The organism is Bacillus xiamenensis (assembly GCF_000300535.1).
GTDB lineage: Bacteria > Bacillota > Bacilli > Bacillales > Bacillaceae > Bacillus > Bacillus xiamenensis.
Map to the genome: position 1 here is coordinate 1 of NZ_AMSH01000066.1, position 17,601 is coordinate 17,601.

A 17,601-nucleotide genomic window follows, 5' to 3' on the forward strand; every position below is an offset into this window, starting at 1 on the left:
ATCAAATTATAAAATCGTTATCACCGGCACGCATTACGGAGACCGAATTCGAGTTCTTGTCTACACGCTGGGACGCAGGGAACTGCGTCTTTTTATTTATGTCATCTGGAGGGACTCGGGAGAAAAGTCTCATTTTCGCCAATCTCCTGATTCTTTACATTTCCTTCATGTGCGGGTGCTATAATATGAGGTAGACAAGCAACAAGAGGACGACATCCCATTTCCTTTTGAGGAGGATGAAGATGAAAAAAATAAGTTCGATTTTCACCATGTTTGCTCTGATCGCTGCCATTCTGTTTTCTGGATTTATCCCGCAGCAAGCTCATGCAGAAACACCTCTTACACCAACAGCCACAAATGAAACAGCTTCAATTCAGCTTGCACCAGACCTTCGCACCCTTGCCGTCATTAATACATTTGATGGTGTAGCTGATTACCTGATCAGCTATAAACGACTGCCTGATAATTACATCACAAAATCTCAAGCGAGCGCTCTCGGATGGGTGGCATCGAAGGGGAATTTAGCGGAAGTCGCACCAGGAAAAAGCATCGGTGGAGATGTTTTTTCTAACCGGGAGGGACGTCTTCCTTCAGCAAGCGGCCGAACATGGCGTGAGGCTGACATCAACTACGTCTCTGGCTTCCGTAATGCTGACCGCCTCGTTTACTCAAGTGACTGGCTCATTTATAAAACAACCGATCACTATGCGACATTCACACGGATTCGTTGATCATTGAAAGAGACAGCCCTAAGTCAAACGGGCTGTCTCTTTCATGTGGTTTATGGAAGCAGTTTTTGTACGTACTCCTCAAACGGTTGTGTGAGTGGTTTTTTTAATACTTCATCCTGTTCATGTGTGGTGACATGATCTTCTGTCACGACAACACGCCCTGTAGGTGTCAGCTTTGAAGCAAGTGGTCTTTTGTTAAAAGGCGAAGCTTCATTTTCATAAATCTCATGCCGCAGCTGCTCTAATGTCCCTTCACCGACTTCTTTTAATGTGAAAGCATAACCTGTCACAGCGCCCGCTCCCCTGTCCAATTGGAGTAAGTGGGTGCCTTTTTCTGTTTCCTCTGCTTTCACTCGAAAACGAATGGACGCTGCTTCCACCCATTCACCTGTAAAAGGCACAGGCTGAAGGGGGACATTCACACCAAACCCTGCATCAATGAGAAAAGGCTCGTGGTTCTGTTTAAGGACTATGGCTACATGCGTCCCATCAATTGCCCACTTCTCCGCTTCTTTGTGATACACGGTCCCTTGAACGAGCTGTACAATGAGGCCTGCCTCTTTTAACACATAATATAAAAGTGGATTAAGGTCATAGCAGAGCCCGCCTCTCTTTCCTTCAAGAAGATGCTGCTTCAGTCCTTCTTGATCCAAAGCATAGGAATGTTTATTGAGCACAGATCTATTTTCAAAAGGAAAGGTATAGGCCATCTTCCTGAGTACATCAGGCAACTGTTCAAACGTAATAGACTCGGCCTCGCAACCAATTTTCTGCAAAAAAGCTGTTTGGATCATCAACATCCCCTCCTGAAAAAAACTGAGCCTTTGAAGAGACTCAGTTTTCTTGATTGATAAAATCTGTTAACGCATCAATGGCTTCCTGTTCATCTGCACCATCTGCTATCAGTTTGACGGTAACCCCAGAGCTGATCGCAAGACTCATAAGCCCCATAATACTCTTTGCATTGACCTTTTTTCCATCTTTCTCTAGAAAAATATCAGCACCAAAGCGATTGGCTTCTTGAACGAACAAAGCAGCCGGACGTGCCTGTAAGCCTGTTTTCAGCTGAATTGTGACCGTTTTTTCCACCATATGATCTGCCTCCCTTTTTTATTTCCCTATTTGAGTGTAACAGCTTGTCCGTTTCTTAATTGTTCTGCAATTTGATCTAGCTTTCTTAAACGGTGGTTAATACCTGATTTGCTGATCTTGCCGCTTTCCACCATTTCGCCAAGTTCCTTTAGTGTGACTTCTTGGTAGTCAATACGCAGTTTCGCAATTTCACGCAGCTTATCCGGCAGGGCATCAAGTCCAATCTTTTCATCAATGAATTGAATGTTTTCGACCTGACGCAGTGAGGCACCGATTGTTTTATTCAAGTTTGCTGTTTCACAATTAACGAGCCGGTTCACGGAATTTCTCATATCTCGGACGATTCGCACGTCTTCAAAACGAAGCAATGAGTTATGAGCACCTACGACACTTAAAAACTCCGTAATTTTCTCAGCTTCCTTCATGTACGTAATATACCCTTTTTTGCGTTCAAGTGTTTTACTGTTGAGATGGAATTGATTCATCAGCTCACAAAGGGCATCATTATGTTCCTTGTATAGTGAAAAAATCTCAAGGTGATACGAAGAGGTTTCTGGGTTATTCACAGAACCGCCTGCTAAAAAAGCACCTCTCATATAGGAGCGCTTGCAGCATCTTTTCTTCACAAGTTCCTCTGAAATATTGCGCTCAAATACAAATTGTTCACCTAATATTTTTAAATCCTCTAAAATCGGTTTCGCTCGTTCTACCAGTCTGACAATATATACATTATTCTTCTTTAATCTCATTTTTTTACGAACGAGCAACTCGACTGTGACATCGTATTTCTTTTTCAACAGGGTATAAATACGTCTTGCAATGGCTGCGTTCTCTGTCTGTATATCTAAAATCAATTTTCGATTAGAGAAAGATAATGAACCGTTCATACGGATGAGGGCAGAAAGCTCTGCTTTTGTGCAGCAGTCCTTCACTTCCAGATTAGTCAGCTCTTTTTTTGTTTCGGATGCAAATGACATCCTTGCCACCCCCATTCCTATTTTTTCTGATGCAGCAGTTCGACGAGCAGTGAGGCTACTTTCAGCGTATCGTGACGAATGACATTCTGATCATATGTAATGATTTCTCCACGGATGACTTCTAGTCCCATGGCTTCGAGTACATCAGTGTCGAATTGTACAGGCTGCGCCTGCTCTTCTGCATATTTTGCTTTGATTTCTTCTGGAATTTCTTTATTGTTTACAAAAATCGTATCAATAAATGGCCGGGCCATATGATCGTTTAGTGCCTGCACATGATCAGCTGCACTGTAGGAAAGCGTTTCCCCTGGCTGCGTCATGACATTGCAAATATACACTTTTTTCGCCTTAGACCGAATCACTTCTTCTCCAATATGCGGGACAAGCAGGTTGGGCAAAATACTGGTATACAAGCTGCCAGGACCGATGACGATCAAATCAGCCTCACGGATGACTTGAATAGATTCGGGCAGCGGTTCAATCGTATCAGGTGTAAGAAAGACTCGTTTAATTCGTTCACCATAGGTCGGAATTTTCGATTCTCCTGTCACCACTTGCCCGTTTTCTAATTCTGCATGAAGAACAACACTTGAATTCGCTGCTGGCAATACTTTCCCTCTCACATTTAAGACCTTGCTCATTTCCGTGACGGCATGAAAAAAATCACCGGTTATATTTGTCATGGCCGCAAGAATGAGGTTTCCGAGAGAGTGGCCTGTTAAGTCATTCCCTTTATTAAAACGGTGCTGAAATAGATCTTCAACAAGCGGTTCAACATCAGAGAGTGCCGCAAGTACATTTCGAATATCGCCTGGGGGCGGAATATTCAAATCATGACGAAGTCTCCCTGAGCTGCCTCCATCATCAGCAACCGTCACAATGGCGGTAATGTCCACTGGCTTTGTTTTTAGCCCTCTGAGTAAAACAGATAAGCCAGTGCCGCCGCCAAGAATGACAACCTTTGGTAGTGTCGTCATCTATTTTCTACTTCTCTTCTCAATGTCCCGGTGAGTGACATGTGTATAGTAATCGTTTTTAAAATACTCCGCTAAATAGTTGGCTAGCGTTACGGAGCGATGCTGGCCGCCTGTACAACCAATGGCGATCACAAGCTGGCTTTTCCCTTCTCGTTTATAGGACGGAAGCATAAAGCTGAGAAGGTCGATTAATTTCTCCGTGAATTTTTGCGTTTCACTCCACTTCATGACATAGGAGCGTACTTCTTCATCATTTCCAGTCTGTGGACGCATACTCTCGATATAGTAGGGATTCGGTAAGAATCTCACATCAAATACAAGATCAGCATCAATCGGCAGACCATATTTAAAGCCAAATGACATGACATTCACTGTAAACACTTGCCCCTGATTCGTGGCAAAGTGTGTGACAATCTTTTCTCGGAGCTGTTTTGGTTTCAAATCCGATGTATCAAAAATCATTTGAGACCGGCCCTTTAACTCCTCTAACAGCTCGCGCTCCATGGCAATCCCTTCAAGCGGCAGACCTGTTGTCGCAAGCGGATGCGAACGTCTCGTTTCTTTGTATCTTGAGACAAGCACCTTATCGTTTGCATCTAAAAAGAGAATCCTTGGTGTAATCCAGCCAATATCGCTCATATCATCTAAAGCAGCAATTAAGCTATCAAAGAATTCGCGTCCGCGCAAATCCATCACAAGGGCTACCTTGCTCATCTTTGAATTGGATTCCTTCATGAGCTCTAGAAATTTCGGTAAAAGTGATGGCGGTAAGTTATCCACACAGAAGTAGCCTAAGTCTTCAAAGCTTTGGATGGCAACGGTTTTCCCCGCACCTGACATCCCTGTTATAATCACAAGCTGAATATCATCTTGTTTGTGCGTATTCATGCCTGCTCCCTCTCCTTCTTTATGAAAACGGTTCATATATTAGTCTCCTTGAGGATCTAATCGATAAGCAATCAGCTCAAAATCTGGTGTATACGTAAAGGTACCGTGAAGAAGTCCTTTTCCTTTCAGCATGAAATCAAGAATATGGGAATCTCCAGGAGCCATTGGCAAACTAGGTACATCCTTTACGTCATGCCATTTTAAAATACCTTCCTCCGACTCTGACACGTTATTCCCAGTAAAAGAATCTGCCATAAAGGTGAACATCATCCACTCTTGAACAATTTGGTCGCCTTCTTTTATGATAAAGGTAAACACACCTTTTAGCTGCGGATTTAAAATATAAATGCCTGTTTCTTCTCTAAACTCTCGAACGACTGAATCCTTGACCGATTCTCCGCTCTCCATTTTGCCGCCAGGTGCTACCCACCAGCCGCGTCTTGGCTTTTGCAGCAAGAGAACTTGATCTTCGTGATGCAGCACACAATTGGTTACTCGTTGCATCAGCTGTCACCTACTCTTTTATGTCTTTTTCTTATTATACAGGTTCATCCTGACTCCCACAATGAACATGCCCGTTCTTCACCGAAAACAGACAGGATTTCGTCTGAATGATGTAACGGGCAGTTTCTCTACTCTTTATTTTACAACATCTAGCGGGTCTCCATGCGTCATTTGTGAACATCTCGTGAATTTCTGTTTTTATGCAAAAAAAGGACACGGATTCACATCCGTGCCAAACATGTATTCCTTATAAAAGGGGGTCAATTACTAGTTTTATCATAACGGATAATTGTTTCACCCGTGTTACATTCCAGTTAAAAGCCCGTGACGCAATATTAAGGATTTACGACAGCTGTTTATTTCATTGCCTTTAGCTTTTCAGCAAGCTCTTCTACATAATGCTGTGCACTCTGTGCTGCAATACTTCCGTCACCTGTTGCTGTGACAATTTGACGAAGTGTTTTTTCGCGAATATCGCCCGCTGCGAAAATGCCTTCCACTTTTGTTTCCATTCTTTCGTTTGTCTCGATGTAGCCTTCTTCATTTGTAATCCCTAGATTTTCAAATGGTTTAGACAGTGGCAGCATACCGATGTAAATAAAGACGCCATCTGTTTTGAACACTTCTTCCTCACCTGTCACAGTATCAATTAATGTCACACTGCCGACTTTCCCGTTTTCTTCATTGATCTCTTTGACGGTTTTATTCCACATGAAGTCAATTTTTTCATTATCAAATGCTCGTGCTTGTAAAATGCTTTGAGCACGAAGTTTGTCGCGTCTATGGACAATCGTTACTTTTGACGCAAAGCGTGTGAGGTAAACACCCTCTTCTACCGCAGAGTCTCCGCCGCCGATGACCACAAGCTCTTTATTTTTAAAGAAAGCACCATCACATACCGCACAGTAGGATACGCCGCGGCCGCCAAGTTCTTTTTCACCTGGTACACCGATTTTTTTGTATTCAGCACCTGCCGCAATAATGACAGAGCGTCCTTTGTATTCTTTTGAACCGGCTTTGACGATTTTGTACTCTTCACCGTCAACAATTTCTTTAATATCACCGTATGCATATTCCGCACCGAATTTCTTCGCATGCTCAAACATTTTATTTGAAAGTTCCGGCCCTAAAATGCTTTCAAAGCCAGGATAGTTCTCGACATCTTCCGTATTTGCCATTTGTCCGCCTGGAATGCCTCTTTCAATCATGAGTGTTGAAAGATTTCCCCTTGATGTATAAACAGCGGCTGTCATTCCGGCAGGACCCGCTCCAATGATGATCGTATCGTAAATTTTTTCTTCTGACACAACTGTCACTCCCTCTTCAATTGCTGCTAGCATTTCTTATTAGAATGCCCTTGGGTGATGCTTCCATTCATGACAGAGAGCATCAATTCCATTCATAGCTTTTATTCCTTACCCATATCCTATAAAATCTGCGGGTAATAAGCGAATCATTTGCTCATATCTTCAAAAAAAGAAAAAGCTTCCTTAAACTGCTGTTTAAGGAAGCCTGTTTACGGTTATATAAAAAGTAATGATTTATTCAACGACTCTTCTTACAACGCCATTGAATGCTTTTTTCCAGTATACGTTGCTCATTGAGTCAACTGAAACACCGCGAGAGCTGTTATCATTCAAGAATGTACCGTTTCCTAAGTAAATACCAACGTGTCCATTTACTTTATACGTATCAAAGAACACTAGGTCTCCGCGTTTCATATCAGATGCACTTACAGCTCTTCCTTTACCTACAAGCGTATCTGTTGTTGTACCGCCAACTGGTCCAAGGTTAATACCTGCTGATGCGAATGCCCAGCGAACGAATGAAGAACAGTCAAAACGACGTGCGTTGATATCAGCTTGTGATCTGCCGCCACCCCATTTATATGGAGATTGTCCAACAATGCTAGAACCTGTGCTGATTGCGCCTTCGATTCCGCCTACGTTATTGCTGACAGGTGATCCACCGCCAGAAGATGGCTTCTTGCTTGGTGAACTGCTGTTGTTGTTATTAGAAGGACCACTGTTATTTGAAGACGAGCCGCCGCTATCGTTATTAGAGCTGTTGTCGTCCGTTTGAACACTTGCTTGACGCTGCTGTTGTCTTTGTACTTTTTCTTCTGCTGCTTTTTGAGCAGCTTTTTGAGCAGCTTCTCTTGCTTCTTTTTCAGCTTGTTTTTGAGCAGCAATCGTTGCGTCTTTTTCAGATGCAATGCTGTCAGCCTCGCTGCTTAACTCGCTGATTGCAGAAGAAGCACTTCCTTTTTGCTTTTTCACTTGCTTGAATAGCTTGTCTTTTTCATCAAGCTGTTTATTCAAGTCTGATTGAAGTGTTTCAAGCTTTGCCAGTGTCGTTTGAACATTTTCAAGCTTTGTGTTGAGTTCGTTTTCCGACTTTTGAAGCTCCGCTTTGTCTCTTTCTTGTTCTTTAATGATTTCGCTGTCTGCGTTGATTAATGTAGATACAGCACCTGCACGGCTAATGAAATCGCTAAAGCTTTTTGCTCCTAGTAATACATCTATGTATTTCGTAGAACCGCCGCTTTCTTGAAGCGCACGCACACGCTTTTTCAAGAATTCGTTTCTTTCTTCGATACGTTTTTCTGTATCAGCAATTTCTTTTTTCAGTGCTTTGATTTCTTTTTTTGTTTTTTCGTTTTCTTTTTGTTTTTCTTCGATTTGATCACTTGTTTTTAAAGCTTTTTCGTCAATTTCTTTTAGCTTTAGCGCAAGTGCTTCTTGTTTTGCTTCAAGCTTAGAAAGCTCTTCTTTTTTCTTTTGAAGATTTTTGTTAACCTCAGATTGCTTGCTGTCTAGTTCTTGTTTCTTTTGTTCAAAGTTCTGTGCATTTGCTTCATGAGTAAATGGGATAAATAAACCGCTCGCTCCAATCACAGAAGCTAAACCGAAAGTCATAAACTTTTTCACGTATAAGTTCCTCCTTTGACAATTTCCCAAGTGACATAAGAAAGCAACAAATTCTCTGCGACCAATCTGTGCTTTCCATGTCTTTCTTCCTGATGATTCAGTCAGATGTTGACCAGATTGTTTCTATCACTAGGTGTTGCATTATGTATAGTAAAATATTTAAATATATGTCTTTGTTTTAATCCACGAGTTTCATTATACATGACACATCGACAAAATGAGCTAATATTTTTATTACATTTATGTTTCAAATAGATGTCGAGATTGTCATACTTCGCCAAATCCTAGCAAATCCCACCTTTTTATCCAAGAAAAAAGCATGACCTTTTTGGCCATGCTGCTGTTATCTGAATCTATTTACCTATTCAAATCATGAACGTACAAATGACACGCTCATATTTGGACAGTGTTTGAACACTGATCTGAAAAGAGGCTGCGATCTCTTTTTTGCTGACAGCTGCTTCTTCTTGTTCATTCATCCATAGATAATAAGAAGCCGCTGCCCACGCAATGGCATTTTTCTTCTCTACGCCTGAAGCGCGTGCTTGCTGAATAATATGGAATAACCAAAAATATGGCATGTGGCTATCAGGCTGCACCGCTTCTTCCAAAGCAGATGCCGCCTGTTTTGCGAAGACCGCATCTTCTGAAAAAGATCGTTCTTCCATTTGATCTTCATATAAAAGCAGCTCAATGAACTGCTGTTCAAAGGCTGTTTTCGCTGCGCGGGCATCGAGAACAGATTGTAAGACGTCACGTTCACCTTTTTGTTTGCTGACATAGTACGCAGTGAGCCGTTCCTCAATTGAGACCATTGGCTCAGTATCCTCTGGTTTATCTTGCCACGGTTTGATTTCATCCGCATCAATATCTTCTTCCACCATCTTATCCCAGACGGTTTGCGCCAGCGTTTTGTGACCCGTGTGATAGGCTGCACTTGCCAGCCAGTATAAAAACGTACTATCTCCGTGGAAACCTGTTTTATACAAAGAATATAGCCATTTAAACGCCCATTCAAATTCTCCAACGAGGGCAAATGTTGCACCAAGCTTATAACGCTGTTCACTTAATATTGGATACACGTGCGTTAATTGCTTTGCTAACATGTTGACCTTTTCTTCTTCTTTTTCATAATGATAGAAAACAAGCTGGTTACAAAGGGCATGCAGATTACCGGGATTTTCATGAAGGACCCGGTTCAATATCTCTTTTGCCTGATGGATCTGACCAGAATAAAAATAGGCCAAAGCGAGATTATTATACGCTGACCAAAATTCTGGATACTCAACAATCATCTGTTCTAGCATCTCAATCGCTTCATCAAGCCTGCCGCTTTCCAGCAAATGGTTGGCTTGATCCTGCTTCACAATCAGATCATCCTGATCATAAGGAAAATCTTCATCAACATCGTCACTCATATCAAGCAGATCGAGGAGATCGTCATTTTCATCTGCAAATTCCCCGTCTTCTTCCAGCGCAGCATAAGCAGTAGCGGACTTATATGCTTCTTGAAACAGTCCGAGATTGGCATAGTTATTTGCTTTAAAATAGTGACACTCTGACATGTTCTCATCCAAGTGTTCCAGGATAAAATCAAGCAGTTCATTTGATTGTTGGTAATGACCCATTTCAGTATAAATGATCGCAAGCTGTGACAACATTTCTACATTTTCAGGCTCAAGTACAATCGCCCGTTGGATGAGCTTGCTTGCCCTAGATAAATTTCTTTCTCTATATGCTTTTAGACCTTTATGAAAAAAGTAATGCCCATCTTGAAATAGCTGGACGACTTGTGTGTGATTATTTTGAGAAGTGTATTTACTCACCGATACCCTCCATTTCGAACAGTGTACCGAGTGTAGTATAACATACTTCACGAGTCGTCACATAGAACAAAAGGAAAGGAAGGATTTGTTTTTCATTCAAAAGTAAAAAGCCGAGGATATCCCCGGCTTTTCATTCCCCTTGATGGCGCTTTTTCAATACCTTTAATACATCATCAAGCGGCAGCTGCTGTTCACGTAATAACACAAGAAGGTGATACAAAAGGTCAGCTGTTTCCCATTTCAATTCTTCTTGATCACGGTTCTTCGCGGCAATGATGACCTCTGAAGCTTCTTCCCCCACCTTTTTCAGGATTTTATCGACCCCTTTTTCAAAAAGGTAGGTTGTATAAGCTCCTTCTGGCATTTCTGCCTGACGCTTTGCAATGACCTGTTCAAGTTCATTTAAAATGGCAAAGCGATCCTGCTCTTCCCTTTGCCGCTTCACGTCTTCTTCCGAAAAACAGCTATAACTGCCAGTATGGCACGCTGGCCCACTTGGTGTAACAAGCACAAGCAGAGCGTCTTGATCACAGTCGTAGCGAATGGATGTGACTTTCTGGGTGTGTCCAGATGTCGCTCCTTTGTGCCAAAGCTCATTTCTCGACCGGCTATAAAACCATGTTTCACCTGTCTCTAACGTTTTTTCATAGGATTCTTGATTCATATATGCCAGCGTCAATACTTCCTTACTTTGAACATCCTGTACAATCGCAGGAATGAGGCCTGCGTCATTAAATGTTAATTCGTGTGCCTGTTTCATCTTACCTTCACCCCGTGTTCTCTCAAGTATGTCTTCACCTCTTGAATGGAGGTTTCTTTATAATGGAAAATAGAGGCTGCGAGTGCGGCATCAGCTGCACCTTTTGTAAACGCCTCGAGCATATGCTGCGCATTGCCAGCACCTCCTGAAGCAATGACTGGCACTGTGACTGCTTCTGACACAAGCCTCGTCAGACGATGATCAAAGCCCGTTTTCTCACCATCGGCATCCATGCTTGTCAGCAAGATCTCTCCCGCTCCTCTCAGCACAGCTTCTTTCGCCCACTCACTCACTTCTAAATCCGTTTGACGGCGTCCTCCGTGCGTATAGACCATGTAAGCTTGTTTCTTTTCATCGTATTTCGCATCAATCGCCACAACAATACATTGAGAACCAAAAAAGTCGGCTCCTTCTGTTATTAGCTCCGGTCTTAAAACAGCCGCTGTGTTCACAGACACCTTGTCTGCCCCCGCTCTTAATATACGCTTCATGTCATCAAGGTGGTTAATCCCGCCGCCCACAGTGAATGGAATAGCAAGAGTGGACGCAACTCGTTTCACCACATCCACCATTGTTTTTCGACCTTCATGAGAGGCTGAGATATCGAGAAAAACGAGTTCATCCGCCCCTTCCTCATCATAGATCTGTGCTAATTCTACCGGATCACCAGCATCTTTTAAGCCCAGAAATTGTATCCCTTTGACAACACGCCCTTCCTTCACATCAAGACATGGAATGATTCGTTTTGTCATCATAAGCTGTCAAGCCCTTCAAACGCTTCTGCTAACGTAAATTGCTTTGTGTACAGTGCCTTGCCAATGATCGCACCAGACACACCTGTCTGTTTTTGCGCTGACAGCTTTTGTAGATCACGAACAGCACTGACACCACCTGAGGCAATGACTTGTTTACCGGTCGCTTCTGCTAAGCGAACTGTACTTTCCACATTTGGACCAGACAGCATGCCATCCATTTGAATATCGGTGAAAATAAAGACCTCTGCGCCTTCCTTTGCTAATTCCTTGCCGAGTTCCTCTGCTTTTACTTCCGACGTTTCAAGCCAGCCTTCAGTCGATACAAAACCGTTTCGTGCATCAATGCCAATCGCTATTTTCTCGCCATATTGTGACAGCATCTTTTTCACAAAGTCTGGATTAGACACAGCCGAGCTGCCAAGGATGACTCTAGATACGCCATTGCTTAAATAAAATGCAACGTCTTCTTCTGTCCGAATGCCGCCGCCAATTTGGACATTCACATCTAAGGCGGAAGCAATCGCCAGCACATGCTCATGGTTGACGCGCTTTCCTGCTTTCGCGCCATCTAAATCAACAAGATGAATCCATTTTGCGCCTTCATTTGCAAATAATCTGGCCATGTCTAGCGGTGAATCTCCATAAATGGTTTCTTGATCATAATCTCCTTGCACGAGTCGTACACATTTGCCATTTCTCATATCAATCGCTGGATATAATGTAAATTCACTCATTTGCTCACCCTCTGTTCGTTTGCTAATTGAATAAACCGTTTGAGCAGTGCCATTCCTGTTGTACTGCTTTTTTCAGGGTGAAACTGCGTTCCAAACACATTCCCCTTCCCAACAACTGCTGGTACTTGTACGCCATACGCCGCACTTGCCAATTGTTCTTCTGGATTCATGTCACTCACATAATAAGAGTGGACAAAATACGCAAAGCCTTCAGGCACTCCGTCAAATAACGGGGACGGCTGGTGAAATGTGAGCTCGTTCCAGCCCATATGAGGCACCTTTAGCCTTTGCCCGTCCTGATCAAGATCCTTTAAAAGAACGACACGTCCTTTTAAAAGACCCAATCCTTTTGTTTTCCCTCCTTCTTCGCTTTCTTCAAACAACAGCTGCATGCCAAGGCAAATGCCAAATAACAGCTTTCCTTCCTGCACGACTTGGTGAATAAACGCCTCAAGTCCTGTCTGTTTTAACAGCTGCATCGCATCACGAAACGACCCCACCCCAGGCAAAATATAAGCATCTGCCTTTTTAAGCTCCTCCACCTCAGAGGACACGATATAAGCGGCGCCTGCTCGTTCCAGTGCTTTTGATACGCTAAACAAATTCCCCATTCCATAGTCAATGACTCCGATCATTAGAGCATCCCCTTTGTCGATGGAATCCCTTTCACACGTGGATCAATGGTTGTTGCTTCATCTAAGGCACGTGCCATCGCTTTAAAAATGGCTTCAATCATATGGTGAGTATTGGTTCCGTAGTGCACAATCACATGAAGATTGATCCGTGCTTCAAGAGCAAATTTCCACAGAAACTCATGAACCAGCTCCGTATCAAATGTGCCGACCTTTTGGCTTGGGAAAGCGGCTCTCATTTCCAAATGAGGACGATTGCTTAAGTCGACGACGACCTGAGCAAGTGTTTCATCCATTGGAACAAAGCTCGATCCGTACCGTTTGATTCCTTTTTTATCACCAAGCGCTTCTTTAAACATCTGACCAAGCACGATGCCGATATCTTCTGTTGTGTGGTGATCATCAACCTCCGTATCTCCTTTCGCATCTACGGTTAAGTTAAAATGTCCGTGCTTCGTGAATAAGTCGAGCATGTGCGTCATAAAAGGAACATCTGTCTGAATATCTGCTTTTCCTTCCCCATCAATCTCTAAGGCCAATGAAATGTTTGTTTCATTTGTTTGTCTCGTTGTTTCCGCCTGTCTCATTTTCATTCCTCCCGCTTTCTCGCTTCAATCGACCTTGCATGTGCTTCAAGTCCTTCTAATCTGGCAAAAGCCGCTATGCTGTCCCTATGTGTTTCAAAGGCTTCTTTGCTATATGAAATGATGCTTGTTTTCTTTTGGAAATCAGTGACGCCCAGCGGACTAGAAAATCTAGCTGTTCCGTTTGTTGGCAGCACATGATTCGGCCCTGCGAAGTAATCACCCACCGGCTCTGGGCTATAGCGCCCTAAGAAAATCGCCCCTGCATGTTTGATTTGACCTAGTAGTGATTCTGGATACGCTGTGAGTACCTCTAAATGCTCTGGTGCTAACTGGTTCACGACGTCTACTGCACGCTCCATTGATTCTGTCACATAAATACGGCCATGATCTTGAATGGATTGTGCTGCGATTGATTTTCTTGGCAAAGTGTCCAGCTGTGCATCCACCTCTGCTTGCACTTCCTCAGCAAGCGCTTGAGACGGTGTCACTAAAATACTGGATGCCAATGCATCATGCTCTGCCTGTGAAAGCAAATCAGCTGCCACCTCATGTGCAGCTGCCGTTTCGTCAGCTAGAACGGCAATTTCACTTGGACCTGCAATCATATCAATGTCTACCTGACCAAATACTTCCCGCTTGGCCAGTGCTACATAAATGTTTCCTGGACCTGTGATTTTATCAACAGGCTGAATGTTGTCCGTTCCATATGCAAGTGCCGCAATCGCCTGAGCACCACCCATTTTGTACATTTCTGAAATGCCCAGCTCCTTCGCGGCAACTAGGACGGCGTCAGATAGACGGCCATCTTTCCCTGGTGGTGTCACAAGGACAATTCGTTCAACACCAGCGACAAGTGCCGGGATCACATTCATTAAGACAGATGACGGATAGGCAGCTGTTCCGCCCGGGACATACACACCGACCGCATCAAGCGGGGTCACCTTTTGTCCGAGCATCGAGCCGTCCTTTTGGTGATAAAACCAAGAGGATGTCAGCTGACGCTCGTGATAAGTTCGAATATGCTTGATAGCCGTTTGGATAATCTGAACCATCTCTTTGTCCAAACGCTCGTAGGCTTTTTTCATTTCATCCTCTGTGACAAGCGGATGTTCAATCGACACACCATCAAATTGCTTCGTAAAAGACCGTACAGCGTCGTCACCGTTTTTTCTCACTTCTTCAATAATGCGCTGAACAGTCTGACGCTGCTCTTCCGTCCCTGTATCTAAAGACCGCTTAAGAGAGAGATTGTTCGTCTCACCTTCTTTTATGTAGGTGATATTCATGATGATTCCTCCCCTTCTCCTTCGATGATTCTTGCCAGACGCTGCGCCATTTTATCAATCACCGCATCCTTCATTCGGTAGCTCACAGGATTGACAATAAATCGTGATGTAATGTCACAAATATGCTCTGTTTCCACAAGTCCATTTTCCTTAAGCGTTTGACCTGTGGAAACAATGTCAACAATTCGATCGGCAAGCCCGATGAGCGGCGCTAATTCAATGGAACCATTTAGCTTAATGATCTCAACCTGCTCACCTTGTTCTCTAAAATAGGACGAGGCTACGTTTGGGTACTTCGTTGCCACACGCGGCGCGACTCCGCCCCAGCTGGCTCCTGGCAATCCGGCTACAGCTAAATGACATTTGCTGATGTTTAAGTCGAGCACCTCGTACACATCACGAGCTTCTTCAAGCATGACATCCTTCCCTGCAATGCCCACATCCGCCACACCGTGCTCTACATATGTCGTCACATCCATTGGCTTGGCTAAAATAAAGCGGAGGTTTTCTTCCGGTACATCAATGATTAATTTTCTGGAATCCTCGAATTCCTCCGGCAGCTGATACCCCGCCTGTCTTAACAGCCCTGCTGCTTCTTCAAATATCCGGCCCTTTGGCATTGCCATCGTCAACACTTTACCCATTCTGCTCTTCCTTTCTAGCACCGATAAAATAAGTCACTTGTTCAAATGCCTTGGTCATTGCGTCAATATTTTCGATACCCGCTAAGTCTTGCAGGACGATCTTTTTGCCCTTTGACCGCTCTTTTTCTGCAAAAGCAAATGCTTCAAGTCTCTGCTCTTTACTAAAAATCACAGCCTCTTGCGGCTCATGCATTTCTTTGGCGTCAAGGGCCTCAAGAAGACGGTCTAAACGAAGACCGAACCCTGTAGCTGGTGCGGGTGCATCAAAGTGAGCAAGCAATTGATCGTACCTTCCTCCACTTCCAATGACAGACCCAACATGATCTGCAAATACTTCAAACAAAATCCCCGTGTAGTAGCTCATATGACTGACCATACTCAAATCCAAACGAATATATTCTGTACAGCCGTAATCCTCGAGTGTTTCCCAAAGCGCCTTTAACTCTGCAAGCACCTCTTTCCCCTCTTGTGACACCACGATCTCCTCTGCCCGCTGGATCACTTCCTGCCCGCCGCGCAGCTCCAAAAGCTGCAGCAGTCTCGTTTTATCAATAGATGAGAGTGACAATTGTTTCACATGCTGCCTGTACCCCACATAATTCTTTTCATATAAAAAACGGCGCAGTACGTTCGCACGTTCTGTGTTTCCAAGTACATCTAAAAACAGCGTTTCTGCCAAAGCAACATGACCGATCGCTATTTTAAAGGATTGAAGCCCGGCATTTTTTAATGCAAATACGACAAGTGCGATAACTTCAGCATCTGCACTAATCGAACCATCACCAATTAATTCAATTCCGACCTGCTCAAACTCAGATGGTCTTCCGCCTTCTCTTTCCTGCGCCCGAAACACATTGGCTGCATAACCGACGCGAAGGGGATACGCCTGTTCATGAAGCTTTGAAGCCGCGACTCTCGCAATCGGCCCCGTCATATCAGGTCTAAGCACAAGGGTTTGACCATTTTGATCAAGAAGCTTAAACAGCTGTGTATCTGTAATCGCCGATTGAACACCGACTGTATCGTAAAATTCAAGCGTTGGCGTCTCCATCAAACGATAACCCCAACCATACATCACCTCTGTTAATGAATGTCTCACTTTTTTCTTCGTCTCATACAATCCTGGTAATGAATCGCGCATACCATATGGTTTCTCAAACATAAACATGTTCCTCTGCACCTCCAACACTTTAAAACAAAAAATTCCGAATCCTTTAGTTCGCTAATATGATAATATGCTAACAAAATAAAGTGATTAAATCAATCATTTTTATTCTTCCCTTTTTTCTTTAATCATTTGTTCATATATTACATTAAAATGACACCTGAATCTTTTCGGTCTGTTTGCTTTTGGAACATGCTATAATACATAAAAATATTGAATAACACAGGAGATTACAGTGAAATTCATCCAGACATTAATCTTAACCTTGTTGTGCGCATCCCTTGTTTATTTCGGCTTTATTTATGTTTCACAAATGAACCAAGTCAAGAAAACCACTTCGTCGCAAGAAGAAGCCAAAGAAAAAGAGAACGATACCGCACTAGCAGCAAAAGAAACACGTTCAACGAAAAAAACAGATTCCACAACCCATACATTAAAAGGAAGCAAAAAAGCCATGGACGTCATCCTCTACAATCAAATGGATGCACCAAGGCTTTATAATGGATGCGAGGTCACAAGCCTAGCGATGCTGCTTCATTACAGCGGCTATAAAGAAGTGACAAAAAACACATTGGCAAATGAGATCAAGCGTGTTCCGCTCAATTATGAGAATGGCTTAAAAGGAAACCCTGAAGACGGGTTTGTAGGAGATATGGAAAACGGACCAGGTCTTGGTGTGTACCATGGACCCATTTATCAGCTTGCGAAAAAATATGCAGGTAATCAAGCCGTCGACTTAACGGGAAAGTCAGTCAAAAAAGCCATCTATGAATCACTTGAAAAAGGCTATCCTGTCTGGGTCATTACGACATCGACCTTTGCCAAAACAGATAACATCGAAACATGGAATACACCAAATGGAAAAATAGATGTCAGCTTTAAAATGCATAGCGTAGTGATCACAGGCTACGACAAAGAACACGTCTACTTGAATAACCCATACGGAGAAAAGAACCAAAAAGTCGATCGCGATCAATTTGAGGAGTCTTGGAAACAGATGGGCAGTCAAGCGGTTATCATCAAAACATAAAACCCCGCTCTTCAGCGGGGTTCAGATTGTTGACAAAGGGCTAAAATGATCTTTATTTTAGCACTTTGTATTATTTAAAGAGT

At 43.3% G+C, this 17,601-nt stretch carries 20 protein-coding genes; 3 read left to right on the forward strand and 17 right to left on the reverse strand.

Translation table 11 applies throughout. The features are described from left to right. Nucleotides 1–184: hypothetical protein (locus BA1_RS19575; protein WP_237739237.1), on the forward strand; the 184-nt coding region annotated here is incomplete at its 5' end. A gap of 58 nt (nt 185–242) precedes the next feature. Continuing rightward, entirely contained in the window at nt 243–731 is a 489-nt protein-coding gene (locus BA1_RS15910; RefSeq protein ID WP_008361076.1) for a ribonuclease, read from the forward strand. A 50-nt stretch (nt 732–781) separates the two neighbouring features. On the opposite strand, the gene BA1_RS15915 is transcribed toward BA1_RS15910, so the two are convergent. The 17 genes from BA1_RS15915 to BA1_RS15995 form a co-directional block, all read right to left on the reverse strand. Further along, entirely contained in the window at nt 782–1,525 is a 744-nt protein-coding gene (locus BA1_RS15915) for an arylamine N-acetyltransferase family protein (protein ID WP_008361078.1), read from the reverse strand. Between the two features lie 40 nt (nt 1,526–1,565). Continuing rightward, a complete protein-coding gene (locus tag BA1_RS15920) occupies nt 1,566–1,823 on the reverse strand; it encodes an HPr family phosphocarrier protein (protein WP_008348124.1) in 258 nt (85 codons plus the stop codon). 26 nt (nt 1,824–1,849) lie between these two features. After that, entirely contained in the window at nt 1,850–2,800 is a 951-nt protein-coding gene (gene whiA / locus BA1_RS15925; protein ID WP_008361080.1) for a DNA-binding protein WhiA, read from the reverse strand. A gap of 17 nt (nt 2,801–2,817) precedes the next feature. Further along, on the reverse strand, nt 2,818–3,777 hold the full coding sequence (locus BA1_RS15930) for a gluconeogenesis factor YvcK family protein (protein WP_008361083.1): 960 nt from the start codon (nt 3,775–3,777) through the stop codon (nt 2,818–2,820). Continuing rightward, nucleotides 3,778–4,665: an RNase adapter RapZ gene (gene rapZ, locus BA1_RS15935; protein ID WP_008361085.1), complete on the reverse strand. Its 888-nt coding sequence runs from the start codon at nt 4,663–4,665 to the stop codon at nt 3,778–3,780. Nucleotides 4,666–4,704: 39 nt separating this feature from the next. Next, a complete protein-coding gene (locus BA1_RS15940; RefSeq protein ID WP_008361087.1) occupies nt 4,705–5,169 on the reverse strand; it encodes an 8-oxo-dGTP diphosphatase in 465 nt (154 codons plus the stop codon). Nucleotides 5,170–5,525: 356 nt separating this feature from the next. Next, entirely contained in the window at nt 5,526–6,476 is a 951-nt protein-coding gene (gene trxB, locus BA1_RS15945) for a thioredoxin-disulfide reductase (RefSeq protein ID WP_008361089.1), read from the reverse strand. A gap of 234 nt (nt 6,477–6,710) precedes the next feature. After that, nucleotides 6,711–8,099, reverse strand: coding sequence for a C40 family peptidase (locus tag BA1_RS15950; RefSeq protein WP_008361090.1), 1,389 nt, complete (start codon nt 8,097–8,099; stop codon nt 6,711–6,713). Between the two features lie 365 nt (nt 8,100–8,464). Beyond that, a complete protein-coding gene (locus BA1_RS15955) occupies nt 8,465–9,925 on the reverse strand; it encodes a tetratricopeptide repeat protein (RefSeq protein ID WP_008361092.1) in 1,461 nt (486 codons plus the stop codon). Between the two features lie 130 nt (nt 9,926–10,055). Further along, nucleotides 10,056–10,685 carry a bifunctional phosphoribosyl-AMP cyclohydrolase/phosphoribosyl-ATP diphosphatase HisIE gene (gene hisIE / locus BA1_RS15960; protein WP_008361094.1) on the reverse strand — a complete coding sequence of 210 codons (630 nt, stop codon included), beginning with the start codon at nt 10,683–10,685 and terminating at the stop codon, nt 10,056–10,058. Further along, entirely contained in the window at nt 10,682–11,440 is a 759-nt protein-coding gene (gene hisF / locus BA1_RS15965) for an imidazole glycerol phosphate synthase subunit HisF (protein WP_008361096.1), read from the reverse strand. The genes hisIE and hisF overlap by 4 nt, the downstream gene beginning before the upstream one ends. Next, entirely contained in the window at nt 11,437–12,174 is a 738-nt protein-coding gene (gene hisA, locus BA1_RS15970; protein ID WP_008361099.1) for a 1-(5-phosphoribosyl)-5-[(5-phosphoribosylamino)methylideneamino]imidazole-4-carboxamide isomerase, read from the reverse strand. The genes hisF and hisA overlap by 4 nt, the downstream gene beginning before the upstream one ends. Further along, on the reverse strand, nt 12,171–12,809 hold the full coding sequence (gene hisH, locus BA1_RS15975) for an imidazole glycerol phosphate synthase subunit HisH (RefSeq protein ID WP_008361100.1): 639 nt from the start codon (nt 12,807–12,809) through the stop codon (nt 12,171–12,173). The genes hisA and hisH overlap by 4 nt, the downstream gene beginning before the upstream one ends. Next, entirely contained in the window at nt 12,809–13,393 is a 585-nt protein-coding gene (hisB, locus tag BA1_RS15980) for an imidazoleglycerol-phosphate dehydratase HisB (RefSeq protein WP_008361102.1), read from the reverse strand. The genes hisH and hisB overlap by 1 nt, the downstream gene beginning before the upstream one ends. 2 nt (nt 13,394–13,395) lie before the next feature. Beyond that, complete coding sequence (hisD, locus tag BA1_RS15985) at nt 13,396–14,679, reverse strand: histidinol dehydrogenase (protein WP_008361104.1); 1,284 nt, start codon at nt 14,677–14,679, stop codon at nt 13,396–13,398. Beyond that, nucleotides 14,676–15,323 carry an ATP phosphoribosyltransferase gene (gene hisG, locus BA1_RS15990; protein WP_008361106.1) on the reverse strand — a complete coding sequence of 216 codons (648 nt, stop codon included), beginning with the start codon at nt 15,321–15,323 and terminating at the stop codon, nt 14,676–14,678. The genes hisD and hisG overlap by 4 nt, the downstream gene beginning before the upstream one ends. Next, entirely contained in the window at nt 15,316–16,491 is a 1,176-nt protein-coding gene (locus tag BA1_RS15995) for an ATP phosphoribosyltransferase regulatory subunit (RefSeq protein ID WP_008361107.1), read from the reverse strand. The genes hisG and BA1_RS15995 overlap by 8 nt, the downstream gene beginning before the upstream one ends. 232 nt (nt 16,492–16,723) lie before the next feature. Between BA1_RS15995 and BA1_RS16000 the strand changes: the two genes are divergently transcribed. After that, the gene (locus tag BA1_RS16000; protein WP_008361109.1) at nt 16,724–17,518 is read left to right on the forward strand and encodes a C39 family peptidase; all 795 of its coding nucleotides are present in this window, start codon (nt 16,724–16,726) and stop codon (nt 17,516–17,518) included. Nucleotides 17,519–17,601: the final 83 nt, after the last annotated feature.

Bases quoted from the DNA above. Each gene is read 5' to 3' on its own strand.
- BA1_RS15910 (WP_008361076.1), top strand. From the start codon at position 243: ATGAAAAAAATAAGTTCGATTTTCACCATGTTTGCTCTGATCGCTGCC.
- BA1_RS15915 (WP_008361078.1), bottom strand. From the start codon at position 1,525: ATGATCCAAACAGCTTTTTTGCAGAAAATTGGTTGCGAGGCCGAGTCT.
- BA1_RS15920 (WP_008348124.1), bottom strand. From the start codon at position 1,823: ATGGTGGAAAAAACGGTCACAATTCAGCTGAAAACAGGCTTACAGGCA.
- whiA (WP_008361080.1), bottom strand. From the start codon at position 2,800: ATGTCATTTGCATCCGAAACAAAAAAAGAGCTGACTAATCTGGAAGTG.
- BA1_RS15930 (WP_008361083.1), bottom strand. From the start codon at position 3,777: ATGACGACACTACCAAAGGTTGTCATTCTTGGCGGCGGCACTGGCTTA.
- rapZ (WP_008361085.1), bottom strand. From the start codon at position 4,665: ATGAATACGCACAAACAAGATGATATTCAGCTTGTGATTATAACAGGG.
- BA1_RS15940 (WP_008361087.1), bottom strand. From the start codon at position 5,169: ATGCAACGAGTAACCAATTGTGTGCTGCATCACGAAGATCAAGTTCTC.
- hisIE (WP_008361094.1), bottom strand. From the start codon at position 10,685: ATGAAACAGGCACACGAATTAACATTTAATGACGCAGGCCTCATTCCT.
- hisF (WP_008361096.1), bottom strand. From the start codon at position 11,440: ATGATGACAAAACGAATCATTCCATGTCTTGATGTGAAGGAAGGGCGT.
- hisA (WP_008361099.1), bottom strand. From the start codon at position 12,174: ATGAGTGAATTTACATTATATCCAGCGATTGATATGAGAAATGGCAAA.
- hisH (WP_008361100.1), bottom strand. From the start codon at position 12,809: ATGATCGGAGTCATTGACTATGGAATGGGGAATTTGTTTAGCGTATCA.
- hisB (WP_008361102.1), bottom strand. From the start codon at position 13,393: ATGAGACAGGCGGAAACAACGAGACAAACAAATGAAACAAACATTTCA.
- hisD (WP_008361104.1), bottom strand. From the start codon at position 14,679: ATGAATATCACCTACATAAAAGAAGGTGAGACGAACAATCTCTCTCTT.
- hisG (WP_008361106.1), bottom strand. From the start codon at position 15,323: ATGGGTAAAGTGTTGACGATGGCAATGCCAAAGGGCCGGATATTTGAA.
- BA1_RS15995 (WP_008361107.1), bottom strand. From the start codon at position 16,491: ATGTTTATGTTTGAGAAACCATATGGTATGCGCGATTCATTACCAGGA.